General features: G+C 39.6%; 10 protein-coding genes. 9 read left to right on the top strand and 1 reads right to left on the bottom strand.

What is annotated here, in order from left to right:
* Positions 1–25 precede the first annotated feature (25 nt).
* The 7 genes from ABW51_RS06835 (at position 26) to tehA (ending at position 13,298) form a co-directional block, all read left to right on the top strand.
* Complete coding sequence (locus ABW51_RS06835) at positions 26–1,279, top strand: NupC/NupG family nucleoside CNT transporter (protein ID WP_005649475.1); 1,254 nt, start codon at positions 26–28, stop codon at positions 1,277–1,279.
* 81 nt (positions 1,280–1,360) lie between these two features.
* Positions 1,361–2,077: a purine-nucleoside phosphorylase gene (deoD, locus tag ABW51_RS06830; RefSeq protein WP_005658023.1), complete on the top strand. Its 717-nt coding sequence runs from the start codon at positions 1,361–1,363 to the stop codon at positions 2,075–2,077.
* A 171-nt stretch (positions 2,078–2,248) separates the two neighbouring features.
* Positions 2,249–2,677 carry a 50S ribosomal protein L11 gene (gene rplK / locus ABW51_RS06825; RefSeq protein WP_005630840.1) on the top strand — a complete coding sequence of 143 codons (429 nt, stop codon included), beginning with the start codon at positions 2,249–2,251 and terminating at the stop codon, positions 2,675–2,677.
* Positions 2,678–2,681: 4 nt separating this feature from the next.
* Positions 2,682–3,371 carry a 50S ribosomal protein L1 gene (gene rplA, locus ABW51_RS06820; protein ID WP_005687003.1) on the top strand — a complete coding sequence of 230 codons (690 nt, stop codon included), beginning with the start codon at positions 2,682–2,684 and terminating at the stop codon, positions 3,369–3,371.
* Between the two features lie 383 nt (positions 3,372–3,754).
* On the top strand, positions 3,755–7,783 hold the full coding sequence (gene rpoB / locus ABW51_RS06815) for a DNA-directed RNA polymerase subunit beta (RefSeq protein ID WP_053466120.1): 4,029 nt from the start codon (positions 3,755–3,757) through the stop codon (positions 7,781–7,783).
* A gap of 125 nt (positions 7,784–7,908) precedes the next feature.
* On the top strand, positions 7,909–12,159 hold the full coding sequence (gene rpoC, locus ABW51_RS06810; protein WP_053466119.1) for a DNA-directed RNA polymerase subunit beta': 4,251 nt from the start codon (positions 7,909–7,911) through the stop codon (positions 12,157–12,159).
* Positions 12,160–12,353: 194 nt separating this feature from the next.
* Positions 12,354–13,298 (top strand): dicarboxylate transporter/tellurite-resistance protein TehA, encoded by a 945-nt coding sequence (tehA, locus tag ABW51_RS06805; RefSeq protein ID WP_053466118.1) that lies wholly within the window; start codon positions 12,354–12,356, stop codon positions 13,296–13,298.
* A gap of 52 nt (positions 13,299–13,350) precedes the next feature.
* Here the strand turns inward: tehA and tsaA are convergent, their stop codons facing one another.
* Positions 13,351–14,070: a tRNA (N6-threonylcarbamoyladenosine(37)-N6)-methyltransferase TrmO gene (gene tsaA, locus ABW51_RS06800; RefSeq protein ID WP_053466117.1), complete on the bottom strand. Its 720-nt coding sequence runs from the start codon at positions 14,068–14,070 to the stop codon at positions 13,351–13,353.
* 61 nt (positions 14,071–14,131) lie between these two features.
* Between tsaA and menA the strand changes: the two genes are divergently transcribed.
* Both menA and rraA read left to right on the top strand, forming a co-directional pair.
* On the top strand, positions 14,132–15,043 hold the full coding sequence (menA, locus tag ABW51_RS06795) for a 1,4-dihydroxy-2-naphthoate octaprenyltransferase (protein WP_053466116.1): 912 nt from the start codon (positions 14,132–14,134) through the stop codon (positions 15,041–15,043).
* Between the two features lie 51 nt (positions 15,044–15,094).
* Positions 15,095–15,592 (top strand): ribonuclease E activity regulator RraA, encoded by a 498-nt coding sequence (gene rraA / locus ABW51_RS06790; protein ID WP_053466115.1) that lies wholly within the window; start codon positions 15,095–15,097, stop codon positions 15,590–15,592.
* Positions 15,593–15,676: the final 84 nt, after the last annotated feature.

Below are 15,676 nucleotides of genomic sequence, written 5' to 3'. Positions count from 1 at the left end.
AACTTAACTAATCTAGGGGAATCAAATGAGTGTGTTAAGCAGCATTTTGGGAATGGTCGTATTAATCGCTATTGCCGTGTTACTTTCCAATAATCGTAAAGCGATTAGTATTCGAACTGTTGTGGGGGCGTTAGCAATCCAAGTAGGATTTGCCGCCCTTATTTTATATGTGCCTGCAGGTAAACAAGCGTTGGGTGCCGCTGCAGATATGGTATCTAACGTTATTGCCTACGGTAATGACGGGATTAATTTCGTGTTCGGCGGATTAGCAGATCCAAGTAAACCATCAGGTTTCATTTTTGCAGTGAAAGTATTACCGATTATTGTGTTCTTCTCTGGATTGATTTCTGTACTTTACTATCTTGGCATTATGCAAGTCGTGATTAAAGTATTAGGTGGTGCATTACAAAAAGCATTGGGTACGTCAAAAGCAGAATCAATGTCTGCGGCGGCGAATATTTTCGTTGGTCAAACTGAAGCACCACTAGTTGTTCGTCCTTACATTAAAAATATGACCCAATCTGAATTATTTGCCATTATGGTAGGTGGAACAGCCTCTATCGCGGGTTCAGTAATGGCGGGTTACGCAGGAATGGGCGTGCCATTGACATACTTAATCGCAGCATCATTTATGGCAGCGCCAGCAGGTTTATTATTTGCGAAATTAATGTTCCCACAAACTGAACAATTCACAGATAAACAACCAGAAGACAATGATTCAGAAAAACCAACTAACGTACTTGAAGCAATGGCGGGCGGTGCGAGTGCAGGTATGCAACTTGCATTAAACGTAGGTGCAATGTTAATCGCATTTGTTGGTTTAATTGCATTAATTAATGGTATTTTAAGTGGCGTTGGTGGCTGGTTTGGCTATGGCGACTTAACGTTACAATCTATCTTTGGTTTAATTTTCAAACCATTAGCATACTTAATCGGTGTAACAGATGGTGCTGAAGCAGGTATCGCAGGACAAATGATCGGTATGAAATTAGCGGTTAATGAATTTGTGGGTTATCTTGAATTTGCAAAATACTTACAACCAGATTCTGCGATTGTATTAACTGAAAAAACCAAAGCAATTATTACTTTCGCACTTTGTGGTTTTGCTAACTTCAGCTCAATTGCAATCTTAATTGGTGGTTTAGGTGGTATGGCACCAAGCCGTCGTAGTGATGTTGCTCGTTTAGGTATCAAAGCCGTTATTGCTGGTACTCTCGCTAACTTAATGAGTGCAACTATTGCTGGTTTATTTATCGGCTTAGGTGCTGCAGCACTTTAATTTATCTTAATCAATTAAAAAGTGCGGTAAAAATGACCGCACTTTATTCATTTTATTCATTGTTAAAAATAAGGAAAAATTATGACTCCACATATTAACGCGCCTGAAGGTGCATTTGCTGATGTTGTTTTAATGCCTGGCGATCCACTTCGTGCAAAATACATTGCAGAAACCTTTTTACAAGATGTTGTCGAAGTGACGAATGTTCGTAATATGCTTGGTTTTACTGGAACTTACAAAGGTCGTAAAATTTCTATTATGGGACACGGAATGGGGATCCCATCTTGCTCTATTTACGCGAAAGAATTAATCACTGAATATGGCGTGAAAAAAATCATCCGTGTAGGTTCTTGTGGTGCTGTTCGTATGGACGTAAAAGTACGTGATGTGATTATCGGTTTAGGTGCATGTACCGATTCAAAAGTGAACCGTATTCGTTTTAAAGATAACGACTTTGCAGCTATTGCTGACTTCGATATGGCGCAAGCTGCTGTTCAAGCTGCAAAAGCAAAAGGCAAAGCCGTTCGTGTCGGTAACTTATTCTCGGCGGATTTATTCTATACACCTGATGTAGAAATGTTCGATGTAATGGAAAAATACGGCATCTTAGGCGTGGAAATGGAAGCTGCAGGTATTTATGGTGTGGCTGCAGAATATGGTGCGAAAGCCTTAACGATTTGTACCGTGTCTGATCATATTCGTACTCACGAACAAACCACGGCAGAAGAACGTCAATTAACATTCAATGATATGATTGAAATTGCGTTAGATTCCGTATTAATTGGTGATGCGCAATAATTTCTTATAGCGGATTTAAGAAGTGCTTGAAAAACAACCGCACTTTTTATATAATCCGAGCCCATTGTGAGCCGTTCGCGGCTCATATTTTTGTGTGGTGCAATGATGTTGCACTGAAAATTATCGGGGAGCTATTTAATAGCGTTATTACCCAATTAGAGGAAAACTAAAATGGCAAAAAAAGTCCAAGCCTATGTTAAGTTGCAAGTTGCAGCGGGTATGGCAAACCCATCACCACCAGTTGGTCCTGCATTAGGTCAGCAAGGTGTGAACATCATGGAATTCTGTAAAGCATTCAACGCTCGTACTGAGAGTTTAGAAAAAGGTTTACCAATTCCAGTTGTTATCACTGTATATGCAGACCGTTCATTTACTTTCGTCACTAAAACTCCACCAGCAGCAGTATTATTGAAAAAAGCTGCAGGTATCAAATCTGGTTCTGGTAAACCGAACAAAGATAAAGTGGGTAAAGTAACTTTAGATCAAGTTCGTCAAATCGCTGAAACTAAAGCAGCAGATATGACTGGTGCGACTATCGAAACCAAAATGAAATCAATCGCTGGTACTGCTCGTTCAATGGGCTTAGTGGTGGAGGAATAATACGATGGCTAAATTGACTAAAAAAATGAAAGCAATCAAAGCTGGCGTAGATTCTACTAAAGCATACGAAATCAACGAAGCGATCGCGGTATTAAAACAATTTGCAACGGCTAAATTCGTTGAAAGTGTTGATGTTGCAGTAAACTTAGGTATCGATCCTCGTAAATCAGATCAAAACGTTCGTGGTGCAACTGTATTACCACACGGTACTGGTCGTGAAGTACGCGTAGCTGTGTTCACTCAAGGTGCTAACGCAGATGCAGCTAAAGAAGCTGGTGCTGATTTAGTTGGTATGGAAGATTTAGCAGAGCAAATCAAAAAAGGCGAAATGAACTTTGATGTTGTTATCGCTTCTCCTGATGCAATGCGTGTTGTTGGTCAATTAGGTCAAGTATTAGGCCCACGTGGTTTAATGCCAAACCCTAAAGTTGGTACTGTAACTCCAAATGTTGCTGAAGCAGTTAAAAATGCTAAATCTGGTCAGATCCGTTATCGTAATGATAAAAACGGTATCATCCACACCACTATCGGTAAAGCAAACTTCTCTGAAGTTCAATTAAAAGAAAATCTTCAAGCATTATTGGTAGCTTTAAACAAAGCAAAACCAACTACAGCTAAAGGTATCTTTATCAAGAAAGTAAGCATCTCTACCACTATGGGGGCAGGTGTTGCTGTTGATCAAGCTTCTTTATAATTTAAAGAATTGATAGATTTTAAACCGCACTTTTTGAAAGTGCGGTTTTTTTATTTCATAAAATTTCTACATAATTTTTCAACTTGACGAAAACGCTATCTTCATTTAGAATTTACCGCCTTAAAATTAGCAAAGGTTTAGATTGATTTTTAATCAATTTTGACCTTTTATTGTTTAATTTAACTGTGTTTTTGATAGAAAGCACATCCATACAATGGCAAATTCACCGTTATTTGTCGTTGTTTTGCTCAAGTTGTCGTCCTATGTAATTTGAGTTGTCACCCCACTACAGAAGTAAGGTTCAGAGTGCGGTCATTTTAACGGTCATTCACGTCACAGTTAGTTTGTGGCTAGGTCACTGAACAGTTAGCAGAGGAAAACCAATGGGTTACTCCTATTCTGAAAAAAAACGAATTCGTAAAGATTTCGGTAAACGTCCGCAAGTTTTAAATGTTCCTTATTTATTAACCATTCAGTTGGATTCTTTTGATAAATTTATTCAAAAAGATCCTGAAGGTCAGCAAGGTTTAGAAGCGGCATTCCGTTCTGTATTCCCTATTGTAAGCAATAATGGCTATACAGAATTACAATATGTAGATTATCGTTTAGAAGAACCAGAGTTTGATGTACGTGAGTGCCAAATTCGTGGATCAACTTATGCAGCAGGCTTACGTGTAAAATTACGTTTAGTGAGCTACGATAAAGAATCTTCTTCACGCGCAGTTAAAGATATTAAAGAAAATGAAGTTTATATGGGCGAAATCCCATTAATGACTGATAACGGTACTTTCGTAATTAATGGTACCGAGCGTGTTATTGTTTCACAATTACACCGTAGCCCAGGCGTATTCTTCGATTCTGACAAAGGTAAAACCCATTCTTCAGGTAAAGTGCTTTATAACGCACGCATCATTCCTTACCGTGGTTCTTGGTTGGATTTTGAATTTGATCCAAAAGATAACTTATTTGCACGTATTGACCGTCGCCGTAAATTACCGGCAACAATCATTCTTCGTGCATTAGGTTACACCACTGAAGAAATCTTAAATCTATTCTTTGATAAAATTACCTTTGAAATCGCTGGCGATAAATTGTTAATGACTTTAGTGCCAGAACGTTTACGTGGTGAAACAGCTTCTTTTGATATTGAAGCAAATGGTAAAGTTTATGTTGAACGTGGTCGTCGTATTACCGCACGTCATATTAAAGCATTAGAAAAAGATAATATCTCACAAGTGGTTGTGCCTTCTGAATATATTTTAGGTAAAGTTGCATCTAAAGATTATGTTGATTTAGAGTCTGGCGAAATTATTTGTCCTGCAAATGGCGAAATTTCGTTAGAAACCCTCGCAAAATTAGCACAAGCTGGTTACACCACGATCGAAACTCTATTTACTAACGATTTAGATTATGGCCCATATATTTCTGAAACGCTACGTGTTGATCCTACTTATGATAAAACTAGTGCGCTTTACGAAATTTATCGTATGATGCGTCCGGGCGAGCCGCCAACACCAGAATCTTCAGAAGCGTTATTCAATAATTTATTCTTCTCTGCAGAGCGTTATGATTTATCTGCTGTCGGTCGTATGAAATTCAATCGTTCTTTAGCGATCGCAGAAGGTGAAGGTTCAGGCACTTTAAGCAATGAAGATATTATTGAGGTAATGCGTAAATTAATCGACATCCGTAATGGTCGCGGCGAAGTAGATGATATTGACCACTTAGGTAACCGTCGTATCCGTAGCGTGGGCGAAATGGCTGAAAACCAATTCCGTATCGGTTTAGTGCGTGTTGAAAGAGCGGTCAAAGAACGCTTATCTTTAGGTGATTTAGATGCAATCACACCGCAAGACTTAATTAATCCAAAACCAATTTCTGCAGCGGTGAAAGAATTCTTTGGTTCTTCACAACTTTCGCAATTTATGGACCAAAACAACCCATTATCAGAAGTGACACACAAACGTCGTATTTCTGCATTAGGTCCAGGCGGTTTAACTCGTGAGCGCGCAGGCTTTGAAGTGCGTGACGTACATAATACCCACTATGGTCGTTTATGTCCGATTGAAACCCCTGAAGGTCCAAACATCGGTTTGATCAACTCACTTTCTGCTTTTGCACGTACTAATGATTATGGTTTCTTAGAAACACCATATCGTAAAGTGGTTGATGGCCAAGTTACTGAAGAAATTGAATACCTATCTGCAATTGATGAAGCAAACTATATCATTGCACAGGCAAACTCAAATTTAGACGAAAATAACCGCTTTACTGATGCCTTTGTTACTGCGCGTGGTGAACGTGGTGAATCAGGTTTATACAAACCTGAAGATATTCACTATATGGACGTTTCGACACAACAAGTGGTATCTGTTGCGGCTGCATTAATTCCATTCCTTGAGCATGACGATGCGAACCGTGCGTTGATGGGTGCGAACATGCAACGTCAAGCAGTTCCAACATTACGTGCTGACAAACCATTAGTTGGTACAGGTATGGAAAAACCAATCGCACTTGACTCAGGTGTTGCAGTTGTTGCAAAACGCGGTGGTACAGTTCAGTACGTCGATGCTTCTCGTATCGTCATTAAAGTAAATGAAGATGAAACCATTGCAGGTGAAGCTGGTATTGATATTTATAACTTAATCAAATATACCCGTTCTAACCAAAATACTTGTATTAACCAAATTCCTTGTGTGAATTTAGGCGATCCAATCAATCGTGGTGAAGTATTAGCAGATGGTCCTTCTACTGATTTAGGTGAGCTTGCATTAGGTCAAAATATTCGCGTGGCATTCATGCCTTGGAACGGCTATAACTTCGAAGACTCAATGTTAGTTTCTGAACGTGTTGTTCAACAAGACCGTTTCACTACCATCCATATTCAAGAATTATCTTGTGTTGCGCGTGATACCAAGTTAGGTGCAGAAGAAATTACTGCAGATATTCCAAACGTAGGTGAGTCAGCGCTAAGCAAACTTGATGAATCTGGTATTGTTTATGTTGGTGCAGAGGTTAAAGGTGGTGACATCTTAGTAGGTAAAGTAACGCCTAAAGGTGAAACTCAATTAACCCCAGAAGAAAAACTTTTACGTGCAATCTTTGGTGAAAAAGCTTCTGATGTTAAAGATTCTTCATTACGTGTGCCAAACGGTACATCAGGTACGGTTATTGATGTTCAAGTCTTCACTCGTGATGGCGTAGAAAAAGATAAACGTGCATTAGAAATCGAAGAAATGCAACTTCGTGAAGCGAAAAAGGATTTAACTGAAGAGTTAGAGATTTTAGAAGCTGGCTTATTTGCTCGTGTTCGTCATCTTCTTATTTCTAGTGGTGTTGATGCAGCGCAATTAGATAAATTAGATCGTACTAAATGGTTAGAACAAACCATTGCAGATGAAGAAAAACAAAATCAATTAGAACAGCTTGCAGAGCAATACGAAGAACTTCGTAAAGAGTTTGAACATAAACTTGAAGTGAAACGTAAGAAAATCATCAAAGGTGATGATCTTGCACCGGGCGTGTTAAAAGTGGTTAAAGTTTATCTCGCGGTGAAACGTCAAATCCAACCGGGTGATAAAATGGCGGGTCGTCATGGTAACAAAGGTGTTATCTCGAAAATTAACCCAGTTGAAGATATGCCATACGATGAGAATGGCCAACCAGTTGAGATCGTATTAAACCCATTGGGCGTACCGTCTCGTATGAACATCGGTCAGATCCTTGAAACTCATTTAGGTTTAGCAGCAAAAGGTATTGGTGATCAAATCAATACAATGCTTAAACAAAAACAAGAAGTGGAAAAATTACGTGGTTATATCCAAAAAGCGTATGACTTAGGTAATGGTTCACAAAAAGTGGATTTAAGCACCTTCACTGATGAAGAAGTATTGCGTTTAGCGGGAAATTTACGTAAGGGCTTACCAGTTGCAACGCCAGTGTTCGATGGTGCAGACGAAGCGGAAATCAAAGAGCTATTAAAACTTGGTGGATTACCAACTTCAGGTCAAATTACCCTTTACGATGGCCGTACTGGCGAGAAATTTGAACGTCCAGTAACCGTGGGTTATATGTACATGCTCAAATTGAACCACTTAGTTGATGATAAAATGCACGCTCGTTCAACAGGTTCTTATAGCCTTGTTACACAACAGCCATTGGGTGGTAAAGCGCAATTTGGTGGTCAGCGTTTCGGTGAGATGGAGGTATGGGCACTTGAAGCATACGGTGCAGCTTACACCTTACAAGAAATGTTAACGGTGAAATCTGATGATGTGAATGGTCGCACGAAGATGTATAAAAACATCGTAAGTGGTAACCAACACATGGACCCAGGCACACCGGAATCTTTCAATGTAATTATGAAAGAAATCCGCTCACTTGGTTTAAATATCGAGTTAGACGAAGAGTAATCAGTAGGGGAGTGAAAAATTTCTGATTCACTCACCTTACGAAATAAAAATCGCCGAAGTGCGGTGAAAAAACATTGAAATTTTTAACCGCACTTTAAACCTTTAACTCCGACAGGAGAACATTTGTGAAAGACTTAGTTAAGTTTTTAAAAGCACAATCAAAAACCAGTGAAGATTTTGATGTGATTAAAATTGGGTTAGCTTCCCCAGATATGATCCGTTCTTGGTCATTTGGTGAAGTGAAGAAACCTGAAACCATTAACTACCGTACGTTCAAACCTGAACGTGATGGTCTTTTCTGTGCGCGTATCTTCGGGCCTGTAAAAGATTACGAATGTTTATGTGGTAAATATAAACGTTTAAAACACCGTGGTGTGATTTGTGAAAAATGTGGTGTTGAAGTTACTCAAACTAAAGTTCGACGTGAACGTATGGGCCACATTGAACTTGCATCGCCAGTTGCACATATTTGGTTCTTAAAATCATTGCCATCTCGTATTGGTTTACTTTTAGATATGCCATTGCGCGATATCGAACGTGTACTTTACTTTGAAATGTACATCGTGACCGAGCCAGGTATGACTGATTTAGAGCGTGGTCAATTATTAACAGAAGAACAATACCTTGACGCTGAAGATCGTTGGCAAGATGAATTCGAAGCGAAAATGGGTGCTGAAGCGATTCAAGATCTCTTAAAAGGCATGGATCTTGAAGTTGAATGTGAAAAATTACGTGAAGAATTACAAGAAACTAACTCTGAAACTAAACGTAAAAAAATCACTAAACGCTTAAAATTATTAGAAGCATTTGTTCAATCTGGTAATAAACCAGAGTGGATGGTGATGACTGTATTACCAGTTCTTCCACCAGATTTACGTCCATTAGTACCGCTTGATGGTGGTCGTTTTGCGACTTCAGATCTGAACGATTTATATCGTCGTGTGATCAACCGTAACAACCGTTTAAAACGTTTATTAGATTTAATTGCGCCAGATATTATTGTGCGTAACGAAAAACGTATGTTACAAGAATCTGTTGATGCGTTATTAGATAATGGTCGCCGCGGTCGTGCGATTACGGGTTCTAACCGTCGTCCATTAAAATCATTAGCGGACATGATTAAAGGTAAACAAGGTCGTTTCCGTCAAAACTTATTAGGTAAACGTGTTGACTATTCAGGCCGTTCTGTAATCACTGTAGGTCCATACTTGCACTTACACCAATGTGGTTTGCCGAAGAAAATGGCCTTGGAATTATTCCGTCCGTTTATCTACGCTAAATTAGAAAGCCGTGGTTATGCTACGACAATCAAAGCAGCTAAGAAAATGGTTGAGCGTGAAGATGCGATCGTTTGGGATATTCTTGCAGAAGTTATTCGTGAGCATCCAATTCTATTGAACCGTGCGCCAACACTTCACCGTTTGGGTATCCAAGCGTTTGAACCGATCTTAATCGAAGGTAAAGCGATTCAATTACACCCACTCGTTTGTGCGGCGTTCAACGCAGACTTCGATGGTGACCAAATGGCGGTACACGTTCCATTAACGCTTGAAGCTCAATTAGAAGCGCGTGCGTTGATGATGTCCACTAACAATGTGCTTTCACCAGCAAACGGTGATCCAATTATCGTTCCATCACAAGACGTGGTATTAGGTCTTTATTATATGACCCGCGAAAAAGTGAACGGTAAAGGCGAAGGTATGTTATTGCAAGATCCTCGCGAAGCTGAAAAAGCATATCGTACAGGTGAAGCAGAATTACATTCTCGCGTTAAAGTACGTATTACTGAATATGTGAAAAATGAAGCGGGCGAATTTGATGCGAAAACAACGCTTACTGATACAACTATCGGTCGTGCGATTTTATGGATGATTGCACCAAAAGGAATGCCTTATTCATTGTTTAACCAAACATTAGGTAAAAAAGCTATTTCTAAACTGATTAACGAAGCATATCGTCGTTTAGGTTTAAAAGAAGCGGTAATGTTTGCTGACCAAATTATGTATACCGGTTTTGCGTATGCGGCACGTTCTGGTTCATCAGTTGGTATTGATGATATGGAAATTCCAGCGAAGAAATATGAAATTATTTCTGCAGCGGAAGAAGAAGTGGCTGAGATCCAAGAGCAATTCCAATCAGGTCTTGTGACTGCTGGCGAACGCTATAATAAAGTAATCGATATTTGGGCTGCAGCGAATGAGCGCGTAGCGAAAGCGATGATGGAAAACCTATCTCAAGAAGAAGTCATCAACCGAGAAGGTAATCCTGAAAAGCAAGCGTCCTTTAACAGTATCTTTATGATGGCTGATTCTGGTGCGCGTGGTTCTGCAGCGCAGATTCGTCAGTTAGCAGGTATGCGTGGTTTGATGGCTCGTCCAGATGGTTCGATCATTGAAACCCCAATTACAGCAAACTTCCGTGAAGGTTTGAACGTATTACAGTACTTTATTTCAACTCACGGTGCGCGTAAAGGTTTGGCGGATACCGCATTAAAAACAGCGAACTCAGGTTACTTAACTCGTCGTTTAGTTGACGTAGCACAAGACTTAGTGATCGTAGAAGATGACTGTGGTACGCACGAAGGCTTAGTCATGACCCCATTAATCGAAGGTGGTGATGAAAAAGTTCCACTTCGTGAATTAGTGTTAGGTCGTGTAGCGGCAGAAGATATTTTAAAACCAGGTACAGAAGAAGTATTAATTCCTCGTAACACGTTATTAGATGAAAAACTCTGTGATGTGTTGGATGCAAACTCTGTAGACAGCGTAAAAGTACGTTCTGTTGTAACTTGTGATACTGATTTTGGTGTATGTGCGAAATGTTATGGTCGTGACTTAGCTCGTGGTCACCTCATCAACCAAGGTGAAGCAGTAGGTGTTATCGCTGCCCAATCTATCGGTGAGCCGGGTACACAGTTAACCATGCGTACGTTCCATATCGGTGGTGCGGCATCTGCGGCAGCAAAAGAATCGAGTGTACAAGTTAAAAACACTGGTACATTACACTTAATGAATGCGAAATTCGTTACTAATGATGAAGGTAAATTAGTATTAACTTCTCGTAATACTGAATTAACTATTACCGATGCATTTGGTCGTACTAAAGAACACTATAAAGTGCCTTACGGTGCGGTGTTAAGCAAAGGTGACGGCCAAGATGTAACAGCAGGTGAAACTATCGCAAATTGGGATCCACATACAATGCCAGTTGTCTCTGAAGTATCTGGTTTTGTGAAATTCGTTGATATTATTGATGGCTTAACTGTAACGCGTCAAACCGATGAATTAACAGGTTTATCATCAATCGTCGTTCAAGATGTGGGTGAACGTGCGACTGCGGGTAAAGATTTACGTCCAACTATTAAATTAGTTGATGCAAATGGCAACGATATTTTCTTACCTGAAACTGATGTTCTTGCGCAGTATTTCTTACCGGGTAAAGCAATCGTAAGTTTAGACGATGGCGCAGCAGTAAAAGTGGGTGAACCATTAGCACGTATTCCGCAAGAATCTGTGGGTACTAAAGATATTACCGGTGGTCTACCGCGCGTTGCAGATTTATTTGAAGCACGCAAACCAAAAGAGCCTGCTATCTTGGCTGAAATTTCTGGTATCGTATCTTTCGGTAAAGAAACCAAAGGTAAACGCCGTTTATTAATTACTCCTGCGGAAGGCGAAACTTACGAAGAAATGATTCCAAAATGGCGTCAGCTCAACGTGTTTGAAGGTGAAATGGTACAACGTGGTGACGTAATTTCTGATGGTGCTGAAACACCACATGATATTTTACGTTTACGTGGCGTGCGTGCAGTTACCGAGTACATCGTGAACGAAGTACAAGATGTTTACCGCTTACAAGGGGTAAAAATCAACGATAAACATATCGAAGTGATTGTTCGCCAAATGTTGCGTAAAGCGATTGTAACGAAAGCCTATGATTCCGAATTCCTTGAAGGGGAACAAGTCGAAGTGGCTCGCGTGAAAATCGTTAACCGTCAACGTGAAGCAGAAGGTAAACCGCCAGTTGAATTTGAACGCGAATTATTGGGTATTACTAAAGCGTCACTTGCGACTGAATCTTTCATTTCTGCTGCATCGTTCCAAGAAACTACTCGTGTTCTTACCGAAGCAGCAGTGGCAGGTAAACGTGATGAATTACGTGGCTTGAAAGAAAACGTAATCGTAGGTCGATTAATCCCTGCGGGTACAGGTTTTGCGTATCATCAAAATCGTCATAAACATCGTTTAGTTGATGATGTTGTAGCGAAATTATCTGAAGAAGATGAAGCTGCTATCGCTGATGAATTTGTCATGACTGCAGATGATGCGAGTGCAAACTTAGCTGAAATGCTTAACATGGCAGATGATGCGGAATAATTAATTCCTACATAAGAAAACCCGAATGAAAGTTCGGGTTTTTTATTTGTATGAAAATTGGTAGACGCTTTATTCCATAACAATAAGTTTGTTTCTTTATAGAAATTTCACAAAAATTTGAGATTTTTAGAAAAGTCTGTTGTTGGTAGTTATGTTATACTTTGCTCAGATTTTTTCAAAATAAGGATCATATTATGAATACAACTAAACCTTTCCCTATTCCAACGGGATATTTCGGTATTCCTCTTGGTTTGGCAGCCTTATCTTTAGCTTGGCTTCATTTAGAAAACTTATTTCCTGCTGTGCGAATGGTCAGTGATGTTCTCGGCATTGTAGCAAGTGCGGTCTGGATTTTATTCATTTTAATGTATGCGTATAAACTTCGTTATTACTTTGAGGAAGTTCGAGCAGAGTATCATTGCCCAGTTCGTTTTTCCTTTATTGCGTTGATTCCTATTACAACCATGTTAGTGGGCGATATTATTTATCGTTGGAACCCTTTAATTGCTGAAGTGATGATTTGGATTGGAACGATTGGTCAATTGCTTTTCTCAACATTACGTGTCAGTGAATTATGGCAAGGTGGTGTATTTGAACAAAAATCTACTCGTCCTCCGTTTTATTTGCCTGCGGTAGCTGCAAATTTCACCAGTGCAAGTTCACTAGCATTACTTGGCTATCATGATTTAGGCCATTTATTCTTTGGCGCAGGAATGATTGCTTGGATTATTTTTGAACCTGTATTATTACAACATTTACGTATTTCATCTCTTGAGCCACAATTTAGGGCCACAATGGGGATTGTTTTAGCACCTGCGTTTGTGTGTGTATCTGCTTATTTATCGCTCAATCACGGCGAAGTAGATACTTTAGCTAAAATTCTTTGGGGATATGGGTTTTTGCAATTATTTTTCTTATTGCGATTATTCCCTTGGGTTATAGAAAAAGGGCTTAACGTTGGTTTATGGGGATTTTCATTCGGATTAGCTTCTATGGCAAATAGCGCAACTGTTTTTTATTACAGTGATGTTTTACAAGGCGTGTCTATTTTTGTCTTTGTTTTCTCAAATGTAATGATTGGCTTATTGGTTTTAATGACAATCTATAAATTAACTAAAGGGCAATTTTTCCTAAAATAAGACATTTAAATTAACTAAGGCAGGGATTACCTACCTTATTGATATATTCCATCTATTTGTCTTTTTCTATTTCAATTACTTCTACGCAATCAAGCGTACCCTCTTTAATTCGCCATTTCACATTAAATTCGTACAAACTCGTTCCATAAATACGATCACTCGGTTTACCTTGTTGATAGGCTGGGCGCGGATCTTGCTCTAGCACTTGGCGAATGAAACGACTTAAGTGCGGTCGTTTTTCTTCTCGTTTTTTTACCGCACTTTTAGCTTGCTCGGTAAATTCAACAGTCAGTTTTACTGGTGGTTTTTCTTGGGCAAAGCTCGATTGCGCATTTGGCTCACTATCCGCATAGGCAATATAGGGTTTGATATCGAAAATCGGCGTGCCATCCACTAAATCTACCGCACCTAAATGGAGAAAAACGTTACCGTTGATACATTCTACTTGACGTAATTCGACTTTGGATAAACCGAGAGGATTCGGGCGGTGCGTTGCGCGTGAAGCAAACACGCCAACTCGTTGATTGCCGCCTAACCGCGGAGGACGTACGGTGGGTTGCCATTTTCCTTGTTGGATTTGGTCGAACTGAAAAATTAACCAAAGATGACTGAATTGTTCCAATCCTCTCACAGCTTCAGGAGAATTATACGGCGGTAAGAGTTCTACAATGCCTACTCCGTCTTCAACTAAATTAGGTTGGCGTGGTACGGAGAATTTTTCTTTATAAGGCGTGTGGATAATGGCGATAGGCGATAAGGTTAAATCATTCATAAATTGGGTGTCTTAGTGTAGAATACGCGACCTATTGTAATCAAAAGTGCGGTCAAAAAAAATGACAAATGAAAAATTGAAAATGTGGTGGGAAACGGCTCGACCAAAAACTTTGCCCTTAGCGTTGGCATCGATTTTTACAGGTTCAGCATTAGGTTATTGGGCGAATCCACAAGGTTTTAATGGGCTTGTAATGGCACTTTGTTTACTTACGACAATTTTATTACAGGTGCTTTCTAATTTTGCCAATGATTATGGGGATCATAAAAAAGGTTCAGATACTGAAGAACGTATTGGACCATTACGTGGCATTCAAAAAGGCGCAATTTCAGCAAAAGAACTGAAATGGGGATTAATTCTAATGGTGGTGGCAAGTTTTCTTTCAGGAAGCTTTTTGATTGGTATCGCTTATGAAAACCTCTCCGATTTATTCGCTTTCGCAGGGCTTGGCATTTTAGCTATTGTTGCAGCCATTACTTATACGGTTGGCGCAAAACCTTATGGCTATATGGGATTGGGCGATATTTCCGTATTGGTATTTTTTGGTTTGCTTGGAGTTGGCGGCACTTATTATTTGCAAACTCACAGTATTGATAGCCACATTATTTTGCCTGCTATGGGTTCTGGCTTATTGGCAAGTGCGGTATTAAATATCAATAATTTACGCGATATTGAACAGGATGCAAAAGCTGGCAAAAATACCCTAGCCGTTCGTTTAGGTGCATATAAAGGGCGTGTTTATCATTGTATTTTATTAAGTTTGGCGGCCCTATGTTATTTAGCATTTGCGGTGGTAACGGCCATTTCTTGGACAAATTATTTATTTGTATTGGCAATGCCATTGTTAGCTAAACACGCGATTTTTGTTTATCGTAGTCAGCAGCCAAGTGAATTGCGTCCAATGTTGGCTCAAATGTCTATGATTTCGTTATTAATCAATATCTTGTTTAGTTTAGGCTTGCTTATCGGCTAAATCGGCATATACTAAAGCAAACAAAATTTCAACAATCTATAGGGGAAAGTTATGTTTATTGATACTTCAGAACTTTGCGATCTTTATGCAGAACAAGTGGATGTCGTGGAGCCAATTTTTTCAAGCTTTGGTGGCGTAAGTAATTTTTATGGTAAAGTCACTACGGTAAAATGCTTTGAAAGTAATGGATTAATTGCTGAAGTATTAGAAGAAAACGGCGAAGGTCGAGTGCTTGTCGTTGATGGCGGTGGTGCGGTACGCCGTGGTTTGATTGATGCAGAATTGGCTCAACTTGCCGTTGATAATGGTTGGGAGGGAATTATTGTATATGGTGCAGTACGCCAAATTCAGCAATTAGAAAACCTCGATATTGGTATTCATGCCCTTGCGCCAATTCCAGTCAGTGCAGATGAGAGCAGCGCTGGTGAGAGTGATGTTCCAGTGAATTTTGGTGGTGTCACCTTTTTCCCAGAAGATTATATTTACGCAGATCTGACAGGCATTATACTTTCGCAAGAGCCCTTAGATTTAGATGATTCGGACGAATAATACGAAAGAGCAAAAGTGCGGTTAAAAATGATCTGCACCCCAAAAGTTGGACTCAACAAACCAACAATTGAGGTGCAGATTTTT

The sequence above is a fragment of the Haemophilus sp. C1 genome, from assembly GCF_001276515.1.
In the GTDB taxonomy this organism is placed as follows: Bacteria; Pseudomonadota; Gammaproteobacteria; order Enterobacterales; family Pasteurellaceae; genus Haemophilus.
Note: the sequence above shows the minus strand (reverse complement) of the source record. Positions and strands in the feature narration are given on the sequence as shown.